We start from the raw sequence: 23,435 nt of genomic DNA on the forward strand, positions 1-23,435 counted from the left end.
TCAGTAAATTGATGATGTTGCACTATTTATTATCATCAATTTATCCCACCGCGATCATCCAGTTGTCATGCCTACTACTAATACCATATATGCATTTAATTAGAATAAAAAAAGTAGCCTTACAAATAAGGCCCTTAATCATGTATCGCTGTAAGTGCTAGTTTTGTTGTGACTCTTCTAGCGTGTTATTTGGCGTGGCAGGTGAGTAAATACCGATAATTCGTGAAATTAATGCCTTTGTATCTTCAATGGCAATATACAAACATGGAATTAAACACAGGGTTACCACAGTGGCAAACAACACACCAAAGGCTAATGATACAGCCATAGGGATCACCATTTGCGCCTGCATGCTGGTTTCAGACATGATAGGCACCAAACCGATAAAGGTGGTTAACGAGGTCAACATAATCGCTCTGAAGCGTTTACAACCTGCATTGAGTACCGCTAAACGCATCGGCACGCCTGCTTTACGTGAGTTATTGACATAATCGACCATAACCAGTGAGTCATTCACCACTACCCCGGCTGCCGCGATAATGCCAAACATCGATAGGGCACTTAAATCAATGTCTAAAATGATGTGACCCATAACAGATCCGATAACCCCAAACGGAATGACCGACATGATCATCACAGGCTGAATGTAAGAACGTAGCGGGATAGCCAATAAGCTGTAAATCACCAACAACGACAAGATAAAGTCGCGCATTTGAGTGTTAGCGCTATCTAGTTGTTCCTGGATATTACCAGATACTTCACTGCGAACTTGTGGGTATTTAGCCAGTAGCTCTGGGATAAAGTTATCGCGAATATCTTTGGCGAGCTTAAAGGGTTCAGCCTGTTCTGCATCAACCGAGCCCCATACGTTAATGGTACGGCTGCCATTTTCACGACGTATGCTATTAACCCCTTGAACCACTTTAATGTCAGCGACTTCAGATAACGGCAACTCACCACCTTGTGGTGTTTTAATTAACACATCTTGCACCAATGATATTGAGTTTCGCTGCTCTTCTGGGTAGCGCAGCATGACTTTGATTTCTTCACCATTACGGATAATGCGCTGCGCTTCTAGACCATAAAAACTGTTGCCCACTTGCGAGGCAATATTAGCTAAGGTTAAGCCTAATGCATTGGCTAACGGTTTTAATTGGAACTGCACTTCTTTGGCACTGGATTGCCTGCTGTCGTTGACATCACTTACGCCTTTTAAGCTGTTGAGCTTTTCTTTTAACATCATTGAGGCGGCAATGAGTTGCTCTTCGTTGTTGCCTTCAAGTCTAAAGCTGATGTCGCCATCTTCACGGCCGCCACCCATTAAACTGTCTTGAATGGTAAACGACTTAACTCCAGGAATTAATGGCATGGCTTGGCGCCAAAGCTCTGCTAGGGCAAAGGTGTCCATTGGGCGTAACTCAGGGTCAACTAATTTTGTCATCACTTCTGCATTAGTTTGGCCTTTTAGGTCAACTTGCATGTCAGAAATCATTCGTTGGCCGTATTGTTGCTCAACCTCTTTGTCGACTTTATATAATGTTGCTTCAATGGCAAGCGCTGCGGCTAACGTTGCTTTTTCTGATGCATCCACGTTCATTTCAATTTTAATTCGTGGGAAGTCATGAGGGATTTTAGGTTGACCAATAAAGCGTACTAAACCGCCACCATAAAGACCAGCACACACTAAAATTAAACTGATAAACAGCATGATCACTGCGTAGCGATATTTAATGGCAATTTCTAATGATGGACGATAAATATTCTCAATGTATTTCGTTAAATTACGGTCTACTGCACCTTGAACAAAGTTGACGCCATTACGCAACCAGTCCAATGGGTTTTTAGACCCAGCCTTAACGACCTTAGGTTTTTTCATGTGAGCTAAATGCGCAGGTAGGATCAGTTTTGACTCAACCAATGAAAAGAGCAAACATAAAATCACCACGTAACCAATGGCCTGACCAAAGGCAGAAGAGGAATCGTCATCCATAGTAATAGGTAAAAATGCCGCGATGGTAGTCAAAACACCAAAAGTAGCTGGCATCGCCACTTTTTGCACCCCACGGATCACGCTTTCAATACTTTGGCCGTGCTCTTCTGATTCGCTGTGGGCACTTTCTCCCATCACAATCGCATCATCAACCACAATACCAAGCACTAAGATAAACGCGAACAAACTGATGACGTTAATGGTGACATCAATAAATGCCATTGGCATAAACAGTAGCGTACCTAAGAAACACACTGGTAGGCCCATCATGACCCAAAATGCTAAACGCACTCGTAAGAATAGTGCCAACATTAAAAATACCAATACCGCACCGCTTTTCATGCTGTCTAACATAAGTTGTAAGCGGCCATCTAGGTAGTAGGTCATATCTACCCAAGGCTCAAGTTTAACCCCTTGTGGCAAAACTTTTTTCTTTTTATCAACATAGGTACGAATAATCTCGGCAATGTCGGTAATACTTTGGTTTTTTGCGGCGCCAATAAAGAAGGTGACAGAGTTTTTACCATTAAATTTAGAGTATTGAATGCCTTCCTCAAAGCCATCATCAACTACGGCTATTTCACCTAATGATAATTTGGTGCCGTCATCTAATGTCAATAAGGGTAGCTCTTCAAACTCATAACCGACATAAGCCTGATTTTGAACTCGCAAGTTAATGTAGCCGTTTTCAGCTTTAATTTGCCCTGCCGACATATTACGAGAATACCCTTGTACCGCTTGGGCAACATCATTAAATGTTAGTCCATATTCGCGCAGCTTATCTTTGCTGACTTCGATACTAATCTCATAACCCAAACCACCGTAATATTCTGAAATATTAACATTGGGAAGTTGCATGATTTCATTGTGAATTTTATCGCCCAAATCTTTTAGTTGGCGTTCGGACATATCACCATAAAGACTTAAGTACATCACTTCTTGTCTAAATTTGATCCGTTCAACTTTAGGCGGCTCCATGTCTGCTGGGAACGTTGATATTGAGTCAATCTCAGATTTGATTTCATCGAGTACAACTAAAGGATCGTATGACTCCTCAACCTGAAAATAGCCCTGAGCCATGTTACGGTTTGAGTAAGTAATCACCCGTTTTAAACCTTGAATACTTTCAAGTGCTTGTTCAATCTTAATGGTGATGCCTTCCTCTACCTCTTGTGGTGCAGTACCTGGGTAGACAGCGCTAAATTCAATCCAGTTGATTTCAACTTCTGGAAAAAACTGCTTTCGAATAGTGCTTGCGGTTAACAGACCACCGATTAAGATGATGATCATTAGCAAGTTTGCCGCAACACTATTGCGGGCAAACCAGGCTATGAGTCCTTTGTGAGTATCAGCCATGATTGTTATTCACCTTCCATCGCAAGTTCAGAGGCATCTTTTTCTGCTTCTTTTTGCAGAATGCGGTCTTCGGGTAGTGCTACTTTCATTCCATCAATAGGGTAGTCAAGGGCAGATGTGATCAGTTGCATACCGTTTTCAAGCCCGTCAGTGATAACAACGTTCGCACCATCTTGGCGGATAACCGTCACGGGTTTATAACGCAAGGTTTTTTCTGCATCCATAATGGCTACTGTACCGTTGATCACTAAATGACGAGGCACAACGGCAACATTACCCACTTCAAGTCCGGTGACTTCTGCGGTGACATAGGTACCGTATCGTAATTCTTTTTTGTTGGTATTTAAGCCATATGGATCATCAACTTCAGCGACAAGGTAAGTCATACGACTTTTGCTGTCGACCACGCCTTCACTACGCACAATCTTACCGGTCCAAGTGTGTTTGCTGCCGGCAAAATTGCTATATAAATTTACCGAAGTACCCACACCTTTTGCTTGTAAATATTGCATTTCTCTATCAGCGATAGGTAAGCGGATTTCGGCTTTATCAGTGTTGAGTACTTTACCTACTAGGTTGCCTTTGCTGACATATGAGCCTAAGCCAATTTCACGCGCTTCAATTAATGCATCATAAGGAGCACGGATCACGGTACGTTCCAAATCACGTTTGGCACGATTTAAGCTGGCTTCTGCACTTTTTAATTTGGCGAGTTCTTGGGCTAATTGTGGTTTACGTAGGCTTAAATCCGTTGGTTTTTGATTGGTAATATCAGCCCATTCTCTAATAGCGACTTCGGCATTGGCGCGTTCTTGTACTAAAGAGGCTTTTGAGGATGCAATATTGGCTTGGGCGTCAAGTAAGCTTGATTCATAATCGCTTGAATCAATCTTTGCCAACACTTCGCCTTTTTTAACAAAGCCACCTTTAACAAAGTTAGGGTCTAAATAAATAATTTCACCACCAACCTGAGCAACTATTTCCGTGGTGTATTTGGCATTAACCACACCATACGAATCAACGTTAAAGGTCATAGGCTGATATATAATCTCTTTAACAGACACTAATGGCGTCGTGTCGACTGGTGGTTTCTCTTCTGGTGGTTTTTTTAATGCAGAAAGCCCAACCAGACCTGCAACGCCAATGCCTAACACCACAAACGGTAAAATTATCTGTTTTTTAGTAGCCACAATGCTTCCTTTTAAGTGATTTTGTATTGCAGTGTCTTCCCCAACAAACTGCAACTAATCTATTTTATACGTTATATGTTAATCGAAATGTTTCTTGTTTGTTGTGTCAATGTGTAAACTTGTGTTTCAGTCAAGATTGATTTTTAACCATATTGTAATCGGTTAACAGGAAACGCTATGCAAATTACCAATACGTCTAGATTACAACTGTCACTATTAACTCTTGATGACGGCGCATTATTGTTTGAATTAGACCAAGATGAGCGGGTAATGCACTTTTTAAATGGCGGCATTATAACCACACAGCAACAAGTTGATACAGTGATGCTGCCAAGGTTAGCGCAATATTTAAACCCAGAAAAAGGTTGGGGTTTGTGGAAGGTACAGGCACTTGATTGCGCCGAAAATGATAAGCACCAATTAAGTGGTCAATATTTAGGTTGGATTTTAGTCCGGCCGATGCATTTTTTTACTCAACCTGAGCCCAATAACATTGAGCTTGGCTGGCGTTTTAAATATGCCTGTTGGGGAAAAGGTTATGCGACAGAAGCGGCTGATGCTGTGATGCAAGCGATAAGTGCATTAGATGAGGTGACTCATATTAGCGCGGTGGCCGTTGAAGATAACCTTGCATCTATTGCGATTATGAAAAAACTCGGGATGCAATTTCAATATAAACGACTTCACCGCGATCCCCTTGGTGATACCGAAGCCGTGTTTTATCAAAAAGCGGTTTAATACCAATTCCACTAATTATCTGGTCATTCAGCGGTAATTCTGTGCCTTCTAGGCAAGTAATAGGATTGTAGGCATAGTTGCTCTCGGCAACTGCTCCTGCGTTGCTCTACCTCCTGCATCCATGCAGTCGTCGGCAACTGCTCCTGCGTTGCTCTACCTCCTGCATCCATGCAGTCGTCGGCAACTGCTCCTGCGTTGCTCTACCTCCTGCATCCATGCAGTCGTACGTCAAAATACTATTAAGCAGCATAGAAGGCACAGAAACCCGCCTTGCAGGAGGCGCTCAGACTGTCCATTTCTTTGTTGCATTGCCTTAGAAGGGAATAACCATTATTTCAACAATGCGCCTCAAACTGAACAGTCTGAGCGACTCTGATTGGTCACATAATTAATGGAAATGGTATAAGTTTTATTGTTGAATTGAGTGATTAAATTTGATTATTGCAGACAATAAAAAGAGCAGAAAATCTGCTCTTTTTATATTTGGTTTTCACTCGGTGGTGTATAAGTTTACAAGAGAATTACTTTTGAGCGTCAAGGAAACGCTCGGCATCTAATGCTGCCATACAACCCGTGCCGGCAGAGGTGATAGCTTGACGGTAATGTTGGTCCATTACGTCGCCACAAGCATAAACTCCTTCAACGCTAGTTTGTGTTGCGTTGCCTTGCAGACCACTGTTTACTTTTAAGTAACCGTGGTTCATTTCTAACTGGCCAGCAAAGATACCTGTATTTGGACTGTGACCAATGGCCACAAATACACCAGCAACTTCTAAATCGGTAACAGAACCGTCTTTAGTGCTCTTCTTTTTAAGGCCTGTTACACCCATCTCGTTACCTGTCACTTCTTCAAGTGTTTGGTCTAGGTGTAAAATGATGTTGCCGTTAGCCACTTTGTCCATTAGACGGTTGATCAGAATTTTTTCTGAACGGAAACTGTCACGACGGTGAATTAAGTGTACTTCAGAGGCAATGTTACTTAAGTAAAGTGCTTCTTCAACAGCAGTGTTACCACCACCAATAACGGCCACTTTTTGGTTACGATAAAAGAAACCATCACAGGTAGCACAAGCAGAAACACCACGGCTCATAAAGGTTTCTTCAGATGGGAGGCCTAAGTATTTAGCTGACGCACCAGTGGCAATAATTAATGCATCACAAGTAAATTCGCCATTGTCGCCTTTTAAACGGAAAGGGCGCTCAGTAACATTAACTTCGTTGATGTGATCGAAAATAATTTCGGTATCAAACTTTTCAGCGTGCTTTTGCATACGTTCCATTAACGCTGGATCGGTTAAGTCTTCAGCATCGCCTGGCCAGTTCTCAACTTCTGTTGTAGTGGTTAATTGGCCACCTTGCTGCATACCTGTGATCATTACAGGTTTTAAATTTGCACGCGCAGCATAAACTGCAGCGGTATAACCCGCAGAGGTCAGAACCTAAAATTAATAGGTTAACGTGACGAGCTTCACTCATGATTTTGTTCTCCGATAACATGCCTTAAGCAATTTGCTTGGAATTGTATGGAATTTACATCGGCGGGTAAAGGGAAGTTAACAGTAGTAAATCGATTGCGCTAATCTATTGTGTAAATATTATTGTTCAGGCTGCTTAATGAATAGCATTTGCCAGCCTGAATTGCTGATAAAATTGGTTAGACGTTTAATGTTACAGCGATTAATACACTAAATGACAAGTCGGTAGATTATTTTTTTCTAAGTAATTTTGATGATAATCTTCAGCAACATGGAATGTTTGTAGTGGTACAACTTCAGTCACTATATGGCGTTGGCTCCATTTACCACTGCGCGCTAATGCCAATTTAGAGGTTTCAGCCTGGGCTTTTTGCTCTTTATCGTGGAAAAAAATGGTGCTGCGATATTGAGTACCAATGTCGCCACCTTGCATGTTTAACGTGGTCGGGTTGTGATTTTTCCAAAATACCTCTAAAAGCTCGTTGTAACTGACCACTTCAGGGTCAAACTCAACTTGTACGACTTCAGCATGGCCGGTAGCACCGCTTTTGACTTCTTTATATGTGGTTGCACTGTCTTTACCGCCCATGTAACCACAGGTTGCGTTACTCACTCCGTTAATTTCACGGAAAAAATACTCAACACCCCAAAAACAACCTGCACCAAATGTTGCTAACGCCATCACATACCCTTAAAACAAATTATAGAAGTCTAGATGGCTGTAATTGTGTTGAATATTTTCTGTTTTTGCAAGCAAACTTTGATTAATAAATAAATCTAACTTATAGCAACAATAAAATACGTTAGGGCTATGATAGAATCCGCGCCAATAAGTGCAAAATGAATCCACAGGAACGTGGTATTGATTGCGCCGTATAATAATGAAACAAGGAGTTCATCGTGTTATCTGACCTTATGATAAACAATGATTTTTTAGCTTATACTTTAGCAAATCCAACTCAATTACCAGCCGCGTATGACTTTATGTTGGGTCAACATACTCGCGTTGAGGTACTAGACACTGGGGTGATTGTGTTTTCTCCCGCAACAGCCAGTAAAGATATTGTGTTGTCGTGTGCGGTACACGGTAATGAAACGGCTCCCATCGAAATTTGTAACCAACTCATTAGCGATTTACTCAACCAGCGTATTATTGCTAAACAACGAGTGATGTTTTTAATTGGTAATCCAGCAGCCATCCTCAACAAAACGCGGTTTATAGACGAAAATATGAACCGGTTATTCAGTGGCGCTCATTCAAAAGGTGAGGGCTTAACCCACCCAGAACGCCATCGTGCTAAAGCGCTAGAGCAATATGTGGCAGACTTCTATAATGCTAACAGTGACCGCCAACGCATTCATTACGATTTACACACGGCTATTCGTCCATCAAAGCATGAAAAATTTGCCATTTATCCGTACCGCCCAGGTCGTGCATTCAGCGGCGAGCAAATGATGTTCTTAGCTGATTGCGGCGTTGACACCATCTTATTTCATCATGAGCCTACCACTACCTTTAGTTATTACTCTTCTGAGCAATTTCAAGCAGACGCCTTTACCGTAGAATTAGGTAAAGTGATGCCATTTGGCCAAAATGATATGAGTCGATTTGCTCAAACTCATACTATGCTTGAAAAGTTAATTACTGAATCAACATTGCCTGTTGTGACGTTTGACCCAAGCAAAGTCAATTTGTACAAGGTTTCACGTTCAATTAATAAGCATTTTGATGATTTTGAGTTTAGCTTTGCCGGTGACACCAAAAATTTTAGTGCGTTTAAACAGGGAGAAGTGTTAGCGACAGAAGGTGGCAAGCAAATCACAGTCGAGCAACCAATAGAAGCGATAGTATTTCCTAATGAGAACGTGCCGATTGGTCAACGTACGGTGCTTTGTTTGGTGCCTGCACCAAACGAGAATATTATCAATAATTAATCCAGCTGAAGATATTCTGAAACAAGTATCGTCAACTGTAGTCGTAAAGCAATATATACATGTTAATCGTGAGTAAAATGCGTTTACAGTGAAAGTAGGTATTGATAGGTAGTTTACGTTAACGTAATGTTTACTTGAACCATATAAATGAAGCGGTATTAATATTGAATATCGCTCAACAATAACAAGAGCATAATATGAGCAACGCACCACTGACCAATGAAACAGTGCACCGTGTCAGCTTCTTAGACAAAGCGTCATTGCACATCCCTATTTTGCGCATTTTGCAAGCTGACGGTACCACGTATGAAAACGCGGTATTGCCAGTTATCGACAAGACTTTAGCTGAAAAAATCTTTGATACTTGTGTTTTTACTCGAGTATTAGACGAGCGTATGTTGGGTGCGCAGCGTCAAGGACGAATTAGTTTTTATATGACCTGTACTGGTGAAGAAGCCTCTATTGTGGGCAGCACCGCAGCACTTGATAAAGACGACGTCATTTTGGCTCAATACCGTGAGCATGCCTCATTGCGTTACCGCGGTTTTAGTACTGAACAATTTATGAACCAAATGTTCAGTAACGAAAAAGATTTAGGTAAAGGGCGGCAAATGCCGATCCATTACGGCAGTCGTGAGCTCAATTACCAGACTATTTCCTCGCCGCTTGCCACTCAAATTCCACAGGCAACTGGTGTGGCTTATGGTATGAAGTTACAAGGCAAACGTAATGTGGCCATTTGTTACTTTGGTGAAGGGGCTGCGTCAGAGGGTGATTTTCACGCTGGATTAAACATGGCTGCAGTTCTCAAAGCACCGGTTATTTTCTTTTGTCGTAACAATGGTTATGCCATTTCTACTCCTACCGAAGAGCAGTTTGCCGGTAACGGTATTGCCAGCCGTGGTGTAGGTTATGGCATGCACACTATTCGTGTTGACGGTAACGACATGCTGGCAGTACTAGCAGCAACGCAACAAGCTCGTGCCCATGCGATAGAACATAATGCACCAGTACTTATAGAGGCGATGACTTACCGTTTAGGTGCGCATTCTTCGTCAGATGATCCTTCTGGTTATCGTTCGAAAGAAGAAGAAGCTAAATGGCAACAACATGATCCAGTTAAACGATTCAAATTATGGATGATTAACAAAGGCTGGATGCAACGAAGCTGACGAAGCTAAGTTATTTGAACGATATCGAGAAGAAGTGTTAGCAGCAGTAAAAGTCGCTGAGAAACTCCCTATCCCAAAACTGGATGAAATCATCGAAGACGTGCTTGATAAACCAACCCCAGCGCTAAGAAAGCAGCTTAAAGAGTTGAAAGAGCATATTAATAAGTATCCAAAAGCCTATCCTAAAAGCGCAGGAGACTCTAATCGTGGCTCAAATGAATATGTTACACGCCATCAATGAGGCGTTATCAATTGCCATGAAAGCCGACGAGCGCATGGTAATTTTTGGTGAAGATGTTGGCCACTTTGGTGGGGTTTTCGGGCAACCTCTGGTTTGCAAGAACAGTTTGGTCGCGACCGTTGTTTTAATACACCACTAACTGAACAAGGTATTGCAGGTTTTGCTAATGGTCTAGCATCTTATGGCATGACTGCGGTTGCTGAAATTCAGTTTGCTGATTATATTTTTCCGGCATTCGATCAAATCGTTAATGAATCGGCAAAATTTAGATACCGCAGTGGTAATCAATTTGATGTAGGTGGCTTAACCTTCCGCACACCTTACGGTGGCGGAATTGCCGGTGGTCATTATCACTCTCAATCCCCTGAAGCCTATTTCACCCAAACACCGGGCTTAAAAGTGGTTATTCCACGTAATCCAGAGCAAGCCAAAGGTTTGTTATTAGCCGCTATTCGCGACCCAAACCCGGTGATTTTCTTTGAGCCAAAACGCTTGTATCGTGCCTCAGTAGGCGAAGTGCCAGCGGGCGATTACCAAATCGAACTGGGTAAAGCTCAAGTGGTTAAGCAAGGACGCGACATTACTGTGCTTGCATGGGGCGCGCAAATGGAAATTGTAGAAAAGGCTTGCGAGCGTGCTGAAAAAGAAGGTATTTCTTGCGAAATTATCGACTTACGCACTCTAGCGCCTTGGGATGTCGACACGGTGGCAAAATCCGTGACTAAAACCGGTCGTTTATTGATTAACCATGAAGCGCCGCTAACCGGTGGTTTTGCCGGTGAAATTGCAGCAACCATTCAACAAGAGTGTTTCTTATCACTAGAATCGCCAATTAGCCGTGTGTGTGGATTAGATACTCCGTATCCGCTCATTCATGAAAAAGAATACATGCCTGATGAGTTGAAAACCTTCGAAGCCATCAAGGCCTCAGTGGCGTTTTAGGAGTAAGATATGATTAAAGATTTTATTTTACCCGACATCGGCGAAGGTGTGGTTGAGTGCGAACTAGTGGATTGGTTAGTGAGCGAAGGTGATATCGTCACTGAAGATCAACCGATTGCTGATGTCATGACCGATAAAGCGTTAGTGCAAATTCCTGCACCGCATGCCGGAAAAATCACCAAGCTATATTATGCCAAAGGCGATATTGCCATTGTTCATCAACCTTTGTATGCCGTTGAAATGGATAGCGACAATATGGAGTCACTACAAGCGCCAACGGCAGAAGTCACGCCTGTTGTTGAAGGGCGTTCAGAGGTTTCTTGTACGAGTCAGTCAAACATAGAAGACTTTTTACTGCCCGACATTGGTGAAGGTATTGTTGAGTGTGAGCTCGTTGAGTGGCTTGTTGAAGAAGGTGATATGGTGGTTGAAGATCAGCCCATAGCTGATGTGATGACCGACAAAGCGTTAGTGCAAATACCCGCTATGAAAGCGGGTAAAATTGTTAAATTGCATTACCGTAAAGGCCAGTTAGCAAAAGTGCATTCACCGTTATTTGCCATTGAAGTTGAAGGGGACAGTGTCGATTTTACACAGGTTACCGACACTGTAGTGGCACAAACTGCAGCCCCAACAGTTCAAGTTTCTAGTCAACCTGCGAAACAAGGTAAAGCATTAGCCAGCCCAGCGGTTCGCCGTATGGCACGAGCTTTAGACATTAACATCGCAGAGGTTAATGGCAGTGGTAAGCATGGCCGCGTTTATAAAGAAGACATTGAACGTCATCAACAAGGTTTAGCGATTAAACCTGCTGTCATCCCTGTAACAACGTCGAGTGTAGCAACGCCAACCAGTACCGAAGTGGCAACCATTAGCCAACCAGGTGCTGATCGTGTTGAACCAATTAAAGGCGTTAAAGCGGTGATGGCTAAGATGATGGTTGAGTCTGTATCGACTATTCCACATTTTACCTACTGTGAAGAATTTGATTTAACTGAGTTAGTGACTCTGCGTGAAGAAATGAAACAACGTCACTCAAGTAATGAAGTTAAGCTGACAATGATGCCATTCTTTATGAAAGCCATGTCACTTGCTATGACCGAGTTTCCAATACTTAATAGCCAAGTGAATGCAGATTGCACCGAACTGACTTATAAATCTCGTCATAACATTGGTATGGCTGTGGATTCAAAAGTCGGTTTATTAGTGCCGAACGTTAAAGATGTGCAAAGTAAATCAATTTTAGATATTGCTGCTGATATTACCCGCTTAACCATTGCAGCACGTAGTGGACGAGTATTGCCTGCAGATTTAAAAGACGGAACGATTTCAATCTCTAATATTGGCGCTTTAGGTGGCACGGTTGCTACACCTATTATTAATAAACCAGAAGTGGCCATCGTTGCTTTAGGTAAATTACAGATGTTGCCACGCTTTAATGCTAAAGGCGAAGTGGAAGCGCGAAACATTATGCAAGTGAGTTGGTCTGGCGATCATCGTGTCATTGATGGTGGCACCATTGCCCGTTTCTGTAATCTGTGGAAACATTACCTAGAGAAACCACAAGAAATGCTTTTAACCATGCGCTAAGCATAAGGGCACATTAGAGTAATTTAGCCAAAAGGACGCATAAAGCGTCCTTTTGTTTTGAGGCTCTTTTTCGTATAATACTCGGATATTGTCACTAGATTGGAACCTGTATGAGTCTGTCGGCACCTAAAATTGAAACTATTGAGTATCCGTTTCCACCCAAACCTGCCGTGTTGTCTGACGCTGAAAAAGCACAATATAAAGCACGAATTAAACAGTTGTTGATCGACCAAAATGCGGTGTTAGTCGCCCATTATTACACCGATCCTGAAATTCAAGCTTTAGCAGAAGAGACGGGCGGCTGTGTATCTGACTCGCTTGAAATGGCGCGTTTTGGCCGTGATCATCCAGCCAAAAAATTGATTGTTGCTGGGGTTAAGTTTATGGGCGAAACCGCCAAAATCTTAAGTCCTGAAAAAACCATTTTAATGCCAACACTTGAAGCAACCTGTTCATTAGATTTGGGTTGTCCTATCGAAGAGTTCAATGACTTTTGTGATGCTCACCCAGACCACACCGTGGTGGTTTATGCCAACACCTCCGCGGCGGTAAAAGCGCGTGCAGATTGGGTTGTAACCTCGAGTATTGCGTTAGAGATTGTAGAACACCTAGACAGCCTAGATAAAAAAATCATTTGGGCTCCAGACCGTCACTTAGGTTCATACATCAACAAGCAAACTGGCGCAGACATGTTGCTGTGGCAGGGCGAATGTATAGTGCATGATGAATTTCAAGCCAAAGCGCTACGTGAGCTCAAAAAACTGCACCCAGGTGCGGCCATTTTAGTTCACCCAGAATCACCAGCAAGCGTGGTTGAGCTTGCAGATGCTGTAGGCTCTACCAGCCAGTTGATCAAAGCGGCGCAAACCATGGCAAATGACACGTTTATTGTGGCCACCGACCGCGGCATTTTTTACAAAATGCAACAAGCGGCGCCAGGTAAAACATTAATTGAAGCTCCGACAGGTGGCAACGGTGCAACGTGTAAAAGCTGCGCACACTGTCCATGGATGGCCATGAATGGTTTGCAAGCCATTGAACAGTCATTGATCAATAGCGATAAAACCAATCACGAAATCTTTGTCGATGATGAGCTACGCATTAAAGCGCTTATCCCACTGACACGGATGCTCGATTTTGCTAAAGAGTTAAACATGAAAGTGAAGGGCAATGCTTAATCAGCGTTTACTTTAGCAAGCATAAAAGAGCCGACATCAAGTCGGCTTTTTTGTGCACCGGGGTTAACTTACTTAGGTTTTGGGTGCTAAGACGTTGATGAACACAGGACGTATGGAATAAAAAATGATTTGCCGCAGGTAACAAAAAGCCCCGCATCAATGCGAGGCGCTTAAGCTAAATTCAACTAGCTAATCTACAAGGTAGATTACTTAGCATTCATTAGTGCAACAGTGTTGTCTAGCATGCGGTTACTGAAACCCCACTCGTTGTCATACCATGCCATTACTTTGACTAAACGACCTTTAACACGTGTTTGTGTTGCATCGAAGTTAGATGAGAATGGGTTGTGGTTGAAATCGATAGACACTAATGGCTCTTCGTTAATCGCAAGCGCTTGATTAAGTGGATATGCTTTAGCTGCATCGGCAACGATTTGGTTAACTTCTTCAACAGTTGTGTCACGTGACGCTAAGAATGTTAAGTCAACTAACGATACGTTTACTGTAGGTACACGTACTGCTAAACCGTCAAATTTACCTTGTAGCTCAGGAACTACTAGACCTACAGCTGCAGCAGCACCTGTTTGAGTCGGGATCATCGACATTGCCGCTGCACGAGCACGACGTAAATCAGTGTGGTATACGTCTGATAAACGTTGATCGTTAGTGTATGCATGAATCGTCGTCATTAAACCAGACTCAATACCCACAGCATCACTTAACGGCTTAGCTACAGGCGCTAAACAGTTAGTGGTACATGAAGCGTTTGAAATCACTGTCATGTCTGCAGTTAATACGTCTTGGTTAACACCGTAAACAACAGTAGCGTCAACATTTTTACCAGGAGCAGAAATGATCACTTTTTTCGCGCCAGCGTCTAAGTGTGGTTGTACTGCGGCTTTTGAAGTGAAAATACCAGTACATTCATACACTACGTCGATGTTTAATTCTGCCCAAGGCAAGTTTGATGGGTCACGTTCTTGGAACGTTAGGATTTTGTCACCATTGACGTAAATCGCTTCATCATCGTGATCAACTTTTGCATTAAAGCGACCATGTACGGAATCGTACTTGGTTAAATGAGCATTGATCGATGCATCACCTAAATCATTAACTGCAACGATTTCGATTGGGTAATCTTTTTCGCTTTCATAAAGTGCACGTAGAACATTTCTTCCGATACGGCCATAGCCGTTAATTGCTACACGGATAGTCATCTCATATCCCTCAAGTGATAAAATAATTTGGTGGCATGTCGATCGCCTGGTTGTAAAATTACCAAATTAACCGTAATGGTCAAGTGAAATCACCCAAAAAGGGCAATTTAGGGTGATAATTTTCGTATTTTTTTTACATTTAGCACGTTTTGAAGATAATTTAAGCACAGTTTTGTAAGTTGGCATATATCAGCTATTGATGCTTTACGCGATTCAGACCGCAAAAGTCCTAGTTTATTTGAACAACATTTCACTTTCACTGCCCATAAAACGCTCAGCCATAACCGCTGCAACCAGTTCAGTGGCTTGTGAATCTAATGTCAGCGCTAATTGTTGGTTGCCATGAACCATGGCCAACAATTGGGCTTCATCAGCATGTTGTAAACTGAGTAATAAATAAGCCCGAGTTAACAGGTATTCTTTTTCAGGATTTTGTTGATGCCGATAAATTGAGGCAAGCGCTAAAAACCAATCTGGATTTATTTGGCTAGAGTCAGTTGTGCCTAAAAGGTGTAAATACAAACTTTTTGCGTTGTCTGGCGACGAACGAACATAGTGTGCAGCAAGTTGACTAATCATGTATGGGTCAGATAACTGGCCTTGTTGATAGTGTTGCTCAACAATTTCTAAGCCCGCTTGATCGTTAAAACGCATCCAGCGATAAAAGGCTAAATAGACATCATTATTGGTGCGAGTAAATTCTTGTAATTCGGCTAATGTTTGAGTGCTTACTGCAAATGCTCGCTCACGGTCTCGGGTGCGGTCGGTATTGAGCTTATGTTTGACGCCCGCAGCAAGTTCAATGCAATGACTGTAGTCTTCAAGGTAGATTAATTGTTGATAAAGTTGTTTGCCGCTGGGCTCAGGCGTTTGTTTTAATAAGTAGCGGTGGCGAATAAGGTCGCCTTTTTCAAACCGACACCAACTATCTTTGTGTAAATCTGCACAAAGTTCAGGATTATTTTTACAAATCAGGTCGCTATTACGGTCATTATTGCAGCCAAAAAGACCAAATATAGCCCCTATAGCGGTAAATGATGTAATTAATACAAAATTTCGACTCAAAATCGTCTCCATGCACTAAATTGCCTAATAAAATTACATATTTAGCGAAAATTTGTTACTGGCGAAATTGTTGATATTTCATTACAATGTCGCCGACCAAGAGGGCTTTGCCCATACAATAAACTTATTATTGGTCTTTTCTTTTTGTTACTCAAACCTTTCTGTTAGATAACTGGAAAAGTGAGATAAAGGATCCCTACATGAGCGCAGATAAACATTTACAGAGCTGGCAAGAACGTTTCGAAATGGCAGAAGCAATGCAACCATTGCTTGGCAAGTTGTATCGCAACCAAGGCGTTGAGGTAATGGTATATGGTAAGCCATTATTGAACGCATCAACCATCGAAATCATTAAGTCACACCGTTTAGTACGTCGTCATGTCGGTGAAAAGTTACGCCTTCGCGAAAGTTTCCCATTTGTTGAAGCACTTAGCAAATTAGCCATTAAGCATTGCAGAGTGGATATCGGTAAATTGGCGATCAACTACTGGCGTAACAACAAGGATGCAAGCGGTATTGAAGCTTATATGGCTGACGCATTAGCACCTGCAGTAAACCATGGTGATGATACTCCTGCACGTGATGTTGTGCTTTACGGTTTCGGTCGTATCGGTCGTCTACTTGCCCGTTTATTGATTGAACGTACAGGTAAAAGCAATAAAATGCGTTTACGAGCCATTGTATTACGTGGTGGTAAAAAAGGTGATTTAGAAAAGCGTGCCAGTTTATTGCGCCGTGATTCAGTACACGATCCGTTTAACGGTTCAGTTGAAGTTGATGAAGAAAATAACGCCATCATCGCTAATGGTACGTATATTCAAATCATTTATGCCAATTCTCCAGACCAAGTTGATTACACTCAATATGGCATAAACAACGCATTAGTCGTTGATAATACCGGTATTTGGAAAGACGAAGATGGTTTAGGTTTACACCTTAAAAGCCCTGGCGCAAGCAAAGTATTGCTAACAGCACCAGCTAAAGGCGCAATTAAGAATGTGGTATATGGCGTCAATGAAAATGATATTTTAGACGAAGACACAATTGTGTCGGCGGCAAGTTGTACCACTAATGCCATTACCCCAGTACTAAAAGCCGTTAACGATAAGTACGGTATTGAAAATGGTCACGTTGAAACTATTCACTCGTACACCAATGATCAAAACTTAATCGATAACTATCACAGTGCTGAGCGTCGCGGTCGTAGTGCGCCATTAAACATGGTTATTACTGAAACGGGTGCCGCCAAAGCCGTGGCTAAAGCACTACCGGTTTTACAAGGTAAGCTAACGGGTAATGCTATTCGTGTACCTACGCCTAATGTGTCAATGGCGATTATCAGTGTGAATTTGAACGCTGAAACCAACCGTGACGAATTAAACGAATACCTTAAAGACATCGCTCTGCAATCTTGTTTACAAAATCAAATTGACTTTACCGAGTCAACAGAGATTGTATCAAGTGACTTAGTGGGTTCACGTTACGCTGGTGTTGTTGACTCGCAGGCGACCATTGCAGAAGGTAAGCGTGCAATTTTATATGTTTGGTACGACAACGAGTTTGGTTACAGCTGTCAAGTTGTTGGCGTGATGCAAAAAATGTTGGGATTAACCACATTATCATTACCTAACGTATAACTTTGGAAAGTAATTTATACTCTGTTGATAGAGATTAGATTAAAAGCACCTCAAAAGAGGTGCTTTTTGTTTTGCTAGCATTATGTAGAAGAGTGATAAGCTCAGTCACGCCGTTAAAACATTATATAAATGTGATTGTTTGTGGTAATAATTTGACTCAAATTGCTAAATAATAACCACTATGATGATTTATGCACCAAACAGTCATTTTGTTGCAATAATCCTGTTGTTATTGATTGACTATCCAGATCAAATCGGTAGAATGCCATTCCGCAGTCAGGGGAAACATCCTAGACTACAAAGATGTAAAGATTTAAAATGCGACATTAGCTCAGTTGGATAGGTTGGTAGACGATACCTTTCTCGCAGTGTTAAAAATTGCATGTACGAAGATTGACAATGCGACATTAGATCAGTTGGATAGGTTGAAAGACGATACCTTTCTCGCAGTGTTAAAAATAGCATGTACGAAGATTGAAAATGCGACATTAGCTCAGTTGGTAGAGCGATACCTTGCCAAGGTATAGGTCATCGGTTCGAACCCGATATGTCGCTCCAATTTCTTATCTCCTCCGATGGATTTGAATTTGGTAAAGCATGGCGCGATGGCAGAATGGCTATGCTGCGGATTGCAAATCCGTCGATCTCGGTTCGACTCCGGGTCGCGCCTCCACAGAATTGCGTTTAATGGTTACTGATGGTAACGGTTAAAACAACACTTTGCCCGAGTGGTGGAATCGGTAGACACAAGGGATTTAAAATCCCTCGCTGAATAAGCGTGCCGGTTCAAGTCCGGCCTCGGGTACCATCCTTTACATACGTTAAGTATGGTGTAAAAAAGCCTCGACATTAGTCGGGGCTTTTTTACATCTGAGATTTGAGTTTGATTGTTAAGGATAAAAGTCAAAAGCAAAATCCCTCGCGCTCTGGTTGAATGTTCAAGTTATGGGTGATATTAGTATGTTATGCTTGGTTAACTATTCAATAAGTTATTATGTTTAACATCGTTCTAAGGATGGAGCTTAAACAATGGTGATGTATTTTTTAATAGTTTCAGTTATTTTTATTATTCTTAGTGCATTACTGAAATTTAGATATGTTTTATTTGTATATGTGATTGGTAACATTCTGTTATTTATCTATTTTGCAATTTCTGGTCAAGTAGGTGCATGGTTTATTTTAATTTATCAAATACCAGCCCTTGTACCTGCTTTTCTTGGTATTTGTATCGGAACAGCCATCGGTTATAACGTTAGACCTATTATTGAGAGTAAACTATCAATTTTCGGTAATAAGTTGTGTGCGCGAGCAACAAAAAAGCAAGCTTCTGATTCAGCTTTAAATCTAAATGGTACACCTAGAGCTTATAGCAATGCTGAGAATGATTATTTACTTGACACAAATGAGATTCAAATTAAGTCGTTATATTAAATATACTATGGCACCATTTCGTTAAACTAAATTAAACTTTGAGTTTGAGCCCGATTGAACACTTTTCAAATGTAATATTTAAATTTGTTAGGTCAGGGTAAACTTTTATAAAAACAGTTTAAGACTTATCCATTAAGCTAATTTTTGTCCATAAATGAGTTAGATGCCTCAGCTTGAAATGCCTAAATTCAACTCTGAACTTGAGGCCGTTGAAGAAAATGACGTGAGCTAGCCATGGATGGCGAGCTAGCTTTAGAGGGGAAGGGACGCCCCATCTGAAGCGTTAGCATTTTCGAATAAGGCCGAAGAACACTCAGACGAAGTTAAAAGCTGGATCTGACCACGTCGCGAAATTATCGCTTTTCAGATAATTTTGATGTGGCGGCTGGGAGTTCCAAGAGGGAACAGCCGTTGGTTTCCTCTTGGTCTGGTGTGGGCGAAGCGCCACGACGTTATTGGCCGCAGGCCATAAAGAACAAAACACCTGGATCCCGGCTAAAGAGCATTACCGGGACGACACAGTATTTCGCCGCGCAGGGGGAATTGCTGTCTCAAGTGTTAGTGGCCGAAAACCATAAAAAGCAAACACCTGAAGCGGCTCAAAAGCCTAACCGGGACGACGTTAGAGTTAGGACTATATTAAAGGAGGTTGTTGTTCCGCCAGATTATAATGGCTTAATCATCATAATGATCATTATCAATCGCCTGTTGGCGTTCGCGTTTAAACTGCGCTTCTTCATAGGCGGCGTTAATTTCTTCAAGTACCGAATCTATATCAGCCGAGTTATTGTCGTCTTCAAACAAGCCTGTGAGTGCGGTATCTGGCTCTAATTCACCTTGCTCATATAGAGCCTACATTTCTTTGGCGTATTTGGTTTGTAGCAGTTCTGGTGCAAATTGGCCGTAGTATTCGGTCATATTATTTACATCACGATATAACATGACTCTGGCATTGTTGTTAGCGGATGCATCGACGGCTTGTGGTAAGTCGATGATCACTGAAGTCATGACTATCAACTAATACATTAAATTCAGATAAGTCACCGTGCACAATACCGGTACACAACATACGAACGATATAGCCCATCATGGTGTGATGCTGTGACATGGCTTGTGCATGGGTTAAGTTAACATCGTTTAAACGCGGTGCGACATCGCCGTTTGCGTCGGTGATCAACTCCATCAATAATACGCCGTCAAAACAACCGTAAGGCACAGGCACGCGGATTTTCGCTGCTGCGCATTGATACAATGCATCTACTTCTGCATTTTGCCAGGCTTTCTCTTGTTCTTCGCGGCCGTATTTAGAGCCTTTTTCCATCGCGCGGCCACGACGGCTATTTTTGGTTTTACGTCCTTCTTGATATTGTGCTGCTTTTTTGAAGCTGCGTTTTGTCGCTTCTTTATAGACTTTGGCACAGCGGATAGCGTCACCACAGCGGATCATATAGACCGTGGCTTCTTTACCGCTCATCAATTGGCTTATGACTTCGTCAATAAGGCCATCGTCAACCAGAGGTTGTAATCGTATTGGGGTTTTCATAGCGCCCGTTATACATGAGTTGTGCCAAGGATGATATATTTTGGCAGACTATTTTTCTGTTGAATCGGTAAGCGGCATTTTTTATACAATTGCTGTCTAAAAAACGTCAGGAGTTTGTATTGACTCACCTTGTTGTCAGTGCAGCAGTTTGCATGGGTTTCGGGTAAGGTAAGGGCTTGTTGGTGTATCGCTTTGATAATCGTCTTTTAGCACACAAAAGGAATACCGATGAAAACTCATTCTCGTATGTTAGTCAGTTTATTGATGATAAGCGCGATAATGTCATCGCCGTTACAGGCCAAAACACAGGTCAATCCATTGTTTGATCAAGCTCGTGCGGCAAAAACAGGGGCAGATGAATACGGTATGAAACGCTATGTAATGGCATTTCTTAAACGTGGTACAAATCGTGATCGTCCTAAAGCAGAAGCGGATGAACTGCAACGGTTACACATGGCCAATATTGGACGTTTAGCCGAAGAGGGTAAATTGGTATTAGCTGGTCCATTTTGGGGGGATGGTGATTTACGCGGGATTTATATTTTCGATGTAGAAACCATTGAACAGGCTCAACAATTAACTGCAACCGATCCTGCAATTAAAGCAGGCAGTTTGGTCATGGAATTAGTACCCTGGTATGGCAGTGCTGCATTAATGGAAGTTAACGCTATCCATAATACGCTTGCCAAAACGCTGATGTAATTTATCAATGGTTTATGGTTTTTTTATACCACGAATATTGAGAGCGGATGAAAACTTAATAACATATGCATAATTGAATGGTCTTTTGGCGTTAGCCTCTGAGGTATAACAGGTACAATATCCTTTGTTTAGTTGATAAGGATTATTATGGCCAATGTAGTGAACAAAACGATATTCAGTAGTCGAGTATTTTCCGTTAATTTAGTGACTTATCAAGAGAATCATCGAGTGATGACACACGTTGATCCTGTGCAGCAAGGACGATACTACAAGTTCAATGTGGTGATTAAACAGCCTCATGTTGGGGGAGTCTTTACCTGTAAAAAATACATTATAAATCTGTTTAATCGCGTGTATTTGTTTCGCCCTGATCTTTATGAACATAGCGTGACTAAGATACAGTCCGATAAACGGGTTTTATTAAGCATTGCAGTGAACATTTAAAAGGCTCTCTTATGTATCACGCGTGACACTTATGCAAGCCTATGCAGTAAAAACGTGGGTGATTAGCTTTCTTGTGCGAGCTTGGTAAGGAGTGGAGCAGGTTGATGAGTGTTGTATTGACGTTTTGCGACTATCTCAACACCCTGGCAAGACAGCTTAAGGTTGAGGTCGGTTTCTGGTATACAACAGCAGGGTAGGCATTCATCAGCTTTTAGTTCAGCTAATGGCTGGGTAAGGTAACTCACTTCACCCGAAATCACGGTAGTTTTACAGGCGCCGCAAAAACCATTACGGCACTCTGAAAATACTTTTACTTTTTTCGACTCAAGCGCTTCTAGTAAGCTTGAATGTTTGCCGTCAAACAAGATAACGGGTTGACCTTTCAAGCTTACGATTGGGGCTTTTTTGAAATACTTCTTATAAGTCAAAGTCTAAAAACTCATCGCCATCGACAGAAGAATCAATTTGTCCTACAAGGTAAGAAGACACTTCAACTTCTTGTGGAGCCACCTGAACAGCATCGCTTTCTAGCCAGTTTTTCATCCACGGAAGTGGGTTTGAAGATTCTTCGTACGGTTGTGGTAAATGCACTGACTTCATACGTTGGTTAGTAATATATTCAACATACTGACACAAAATTTGTTCGTTTAGGCCGATCATAGAACCGTCTTTAAACAGATACTTAGCCCATTCTTTTTCTTGTTCAGCGGCTTTAACAAACAGGTCGTAAGCTTCTTGTTGACACTCAATGGCAATTTCGGCCATTTCAGGGTCGTCTTTACCACCTTGCATTAAGCTTAAAATGTGCTGAGTGCTGTTAAGGTGTAAGGCTTCATCACGGGCGATTAAGCGAATGATTTTGGCATTACCTTCCATTAGACGTCGCTCTGCAAAAGCAAATGAACACGCAAAGCTTACATAGAAACGAATCGCTTCGAGTGCGTTAACCGACATCATGCATAAATACAGTGACTTTTTAAGAATGCGTAAGTTGACGGTAATTTTTTCACCGTTGACGATATGCGTGCCCGAGCCGTGCAGGTTATGCACCTGAGTTAGCTTGATCAAGTCATCGTAATAACGGGCAATGTCACCTGCACGTTTTAAGATGTGATCATTTTCGACGATATCATCAAATACCACTGACGGGTTATTAACGATATTACGAATAATATGGGTATATGAACGTGAGTGAATGGTTTCAGAAAACGACCAGGTTTCAATCCAAGTTTCTAACTCTGGTAAAGACACTAACGGCAAAAACGCCACGTTAGGCGAACGACCTTGAATAGAGTCAAGCAGGGTTTGATATTTAAGGTTTGAAATAAAAATGTGCTGTTCGTGCTCTGGTAAAGCACCAAAGTCAATTTTGTCACGGCTGACATCAACTTCTTCGGGGCGCCAGAAAAACGATAATTGTTTTTCAATCAGCTTTTCAAAGATTTCATATTTCTGTTGATCGTAGCGAGCCACGTTAACTGATTGGCCAAAAAACATAGGTTCTTTAGTGGCATCGTTAGGTGTTTGACAAAATGTTGAGTAAGCCATTATTTAGGTGTCCTGAAAGCGCATTTGAAAAAGCGGGGAAG

General features: G+C 41.9%; 15 protein-coding genes, 3 tRNA genes and 4 pseudogenes. 13 read left to right on the forward strand and 9 right to left on the reverse strand.

The window, feature by feature from the left end; translation table 11 throughout:
• Positions 1 to 157: 157 nt before the first annotated feature.
• Both N4T56_RS07920 and N4T56_RS07925 read right to left on the reverse strand, forming a co-directional pair.
• A complete protein-coding gene (locus tag N4T56_RS07920) occupies positions 158 to 3,346 on the reverse strand; it encodes an efflux RND transporter permease subunit (RefSeq protein WP_261732830.1) in 3,189 nt (1,062 codons plus the stop codon).
• 5 nt (positions 3,347 to 3,351) lie between these two features.
• Entirely contained in the window at positions 3,352 to 4,536 is a 1,185-nt protein-coding gene (locus N4T56_RS07925) for an efflux RND transporter periplasmic adaptor subunit (protein WP_261732831.1), read from the reverse strand.
• A gap of 177 nt (positions 4,537 to 4,713) precedes the next feature.
• Here N4T56_RS07925 and N4T56_RS07930 point away from each other — a divergent pair, with 177 nt between their 5' ends.
• Positions 4,714 to 5,274, forward strand: coding sequence for a GNAT family N-acetyltransferase (locus tag N4T56_RS07930; RefSeq protein WP_261732832.1), 561 nt, complete (start codon positions 4,714 to 4,716; stop codon positions 5,272 to 5,274).
• Positions 5,275 to 5,795: 521 nt separating this feature from the next.
• On the opposite strand, the pseudogene trxB reads toward N4T56_RS07930, so the two are convergent.
• Both trxB and msrA read right to left on the reverse strand, forming a co-directional pair.
• Positions 5,796 to 6,750 (reverse strand): annotated as a pseudogene (gene trxB / locus N4T56_RS07935) (thioredoxin-disulfide reductase).
• 201 nt (positions 6,751 to 6,951) lie between these two features.
• Positions 6,952 to 7,431: a peptide-methionine (S)-S-oxide reductase MsrA gene (gene msrA / locus N4T56_RS07940; protein WP_261732833.1), complete on the reverse strand. Its 480-nt coding sequence runs from the start codon at positions 7,429 to 7,431 to the stop codon at positions 6,952 to 6,954.
• A 233-nt stretch (positions 7,432 to 7,664) separates the two neighbouring features.
• Here msrA and astE point away from each other — a divergent pair, with 233 nt between their 5' ends.
• From astE to nadA, 5 genes and pseudogenes are all read left to right on the forward strand, one after another.
• The gene (gene astE / locus N4T56_RS07945) at positions 7,665 to 8,684 is read left to right on the forward strand and encodes a succinylglutamate desuccinylase (RefSeq protein ID WP_390904114.1); all 1,020 of its coding nucleotides are present in this window, start codon (positions 7,665 to 7,667) and stop codon (positions 8,682 to 8,684) included.
• A 197-nt stretch (positions 8,685 to 8,881) separates the two neighbouring features.
• Positions 8,882 to 10,097, forward strand: a pseudogene (locus tag N4T56_RS07950) (thiamine pyrophosphate-dependent dehydrogenase E1 component subunit alpha).
• Positions 10,063 to 11,039, forward strand: a pseudogene (locus N4T56_RS07955) (alpha-ketoacid dehydrogenase subunit beta). The pseudogenes N4T56_RS07950 and N4T56_RS07955 overlap by 35 nt, the downstream one beginning before the upstream one ends.
• Positions 11,040 to 11,048: 9 nt before the next feature.
• Positions 11,049 to 12,629, forward strand: a complete 1,581-nt coding sequence (locus N4T56_RS07960) for a dihydrolipoyllysine-residue acetyltransferase (RefSeq protein WP_261732835.1) — start codon at positions 11,049 to 11,051, stop codon at positions 12,627 to 12,629.
• 110 nt (positions 12,630 to 12,739) lie between these two features.
• On the forward strand, positions 12,740 to 13,807 hold the full coding sequence (gene nadA, locus N4T56_RS07965) for a quinolinate synthase NadA (protein WP_261732836.1): 1,068 nt from the start codon (positions 12,740 to 12,742) through the stop codon (positions 13,805 to 13,807).
• Between the two features lie 206 nt (positions 13,808 to 14,013).
• Here the strand turns inward: nadA and gap are convergent, their stop codons facing one another.
• Complete coding sequence (gap, locus tag N4T56_RS07970) at positions 14,014 to 15,024, reverse strand: type I glyceraldehyde-3-phosphate dehydrogenase (protein WP_188923313.1); 1,011 nt, start codon at positions 15,022 to 15,024, stop codon at positions 14,014 to 14,016.
• 234 nt (positions 15,025 to 15,258) lie between these two features.
• Positions 15,259 to 16,089, reverse strand: a complete 831-nt coding sequence (locus N4T56_RS07975) for a DUF2989 domain-containing protein (protein WP_261732837.1) — start codon at positions 16,087 to 16,089, stop codon at positions 15,259 to 15,261.
• Between the two features lie 200 nt (positions 16,090 to 16,289).
• Between N4T56_RS07975 and N4T56_RS07980 the strand changes: the two genes are divergently transcribed.
• The 5 genes from N4T56_RS07980 (at position 16,290) to N4T56_RS08000 (ending at position 19,157) form a co-directional block, all read left to right on the forward strand.
• On the forward strand, positions 16,290 to 17,726 hold the full coding sequence (locus tag N4T56_RS07980; protein WP_261732838.1) for a glyceraldehyde-3-phosphate dehydrogenase: 1,437 nt from the start codon (positions 16,290 to 16,292) through the stop codon (positions 17,724 to 17,726).
• 482 nt (positions 17,727 to 18,208) lie between these two features.
• Positions 18,209 to 18,284: transfer RNA gene (locus N4T56_RS07985), tRNA-Gly, on the forward strand.
• A 41-nt stretch (positions 18,285 to 18,325) separates the two neighbouring features.
• A tRNA-Cys gene (locus N4T56_RS07990) sits at positions 18,326 to 18,399 on the forward strand.
• A 49-nt stretch (positions 18,400 to 18,448) separates the two neighbouring features.
• Positions 18,449 to 18,534: transfer RNA gene (locus N4T56_RS07995), tRNA-Leu, on the forward strand.
• Between the two features lie 221 nt (positions 18,535 to 18,755).
• Positions 18,756 to 19,157, forward strand: a complete 402-nt coding sequence (locus N4T56_RS08000) for a hypothetical protein (RefSeq protein ID WP_261732839.1) — start codon at positions 18,756 to 18,758, stop codon at positions 19,155 to 19,157.
• A 675-nt stretch (positions 19,158 to 19,832) separates the two neighbouring features.
• Here the strand turns inward: N4T56_RS08000 and N4T56_RS08005 are convergent.
• Positions 19,833 to 20,700: pseudogene (locus N4T56_RS08005) on the reverse strand (PA4780 family RIO1-like protein kinase).
• A 228-nt stretch (positions 20,701 to 20,928) separates the two neighbouring features.
• Here N4T56_RS08005 and N4T56_RS08010 point away from each other — a divergent pair.
• Entirely contained in the window at positions 20,929 to 21,402 is a 474-nt protein-coding gene (locus N4T56_RS08010; RefSeq protein WP_261732840.1) for a YciI family protein, read from the forward strand.
• Positions 21,403 to 21,546: 144 nt separating this feature from the next.
• Entirely contained in the window at positions 21,547 to 21,846 is a 300-nt protein-coding gene (locus N4T56_RS08015) for a 2OG-Fe(II) oxygenase (protein WP_261734777.1), read from the forward strand.
• A gap of 62 nt (positions 21,847 to 21,908) precedes the next feature.
• Here the strand turns inward: N4T56_RS08015 and yfaE are convergent, their stop codons facing one another.
• Entirely contained in the window at positions 21,909 to 22,274 is a 366-nt protein-coding gene (gene yfaE / locus N4T56_RS08020; RefSeq protein WP_261732841.1) for a class I ribonucleotide reductase maintenance protein YfaE, read from the reverse strand.
• Entirely contained in the window at positions 22,264 to 23,394 is a 1,131-nt protein-coding gene (gene nrdB / locus N4T56_RS08025) for a class Ia ribonucleoside-diphosphate reductase subunit beta (RefSeq protein WP_261732842.1), read from the reverse strand. The genes yfaE and nrdB overlap by 11 nt, the downstream gene beginning before the upstream one ends.
• Positions 23,395 to 23,435: the final 41 nt, after the last annotated feature.

Source organism: Shewanella phaeophyticola (genome assembly GCF_025398315.1).
GTDB classification, from domain to species: domain Bacteria; phylum Pseudomonadota; class Gammaproteobacteria; order Enterobacterales; family Shewanellaceae; genus Shewanella; species Shewanella phaeophyticola.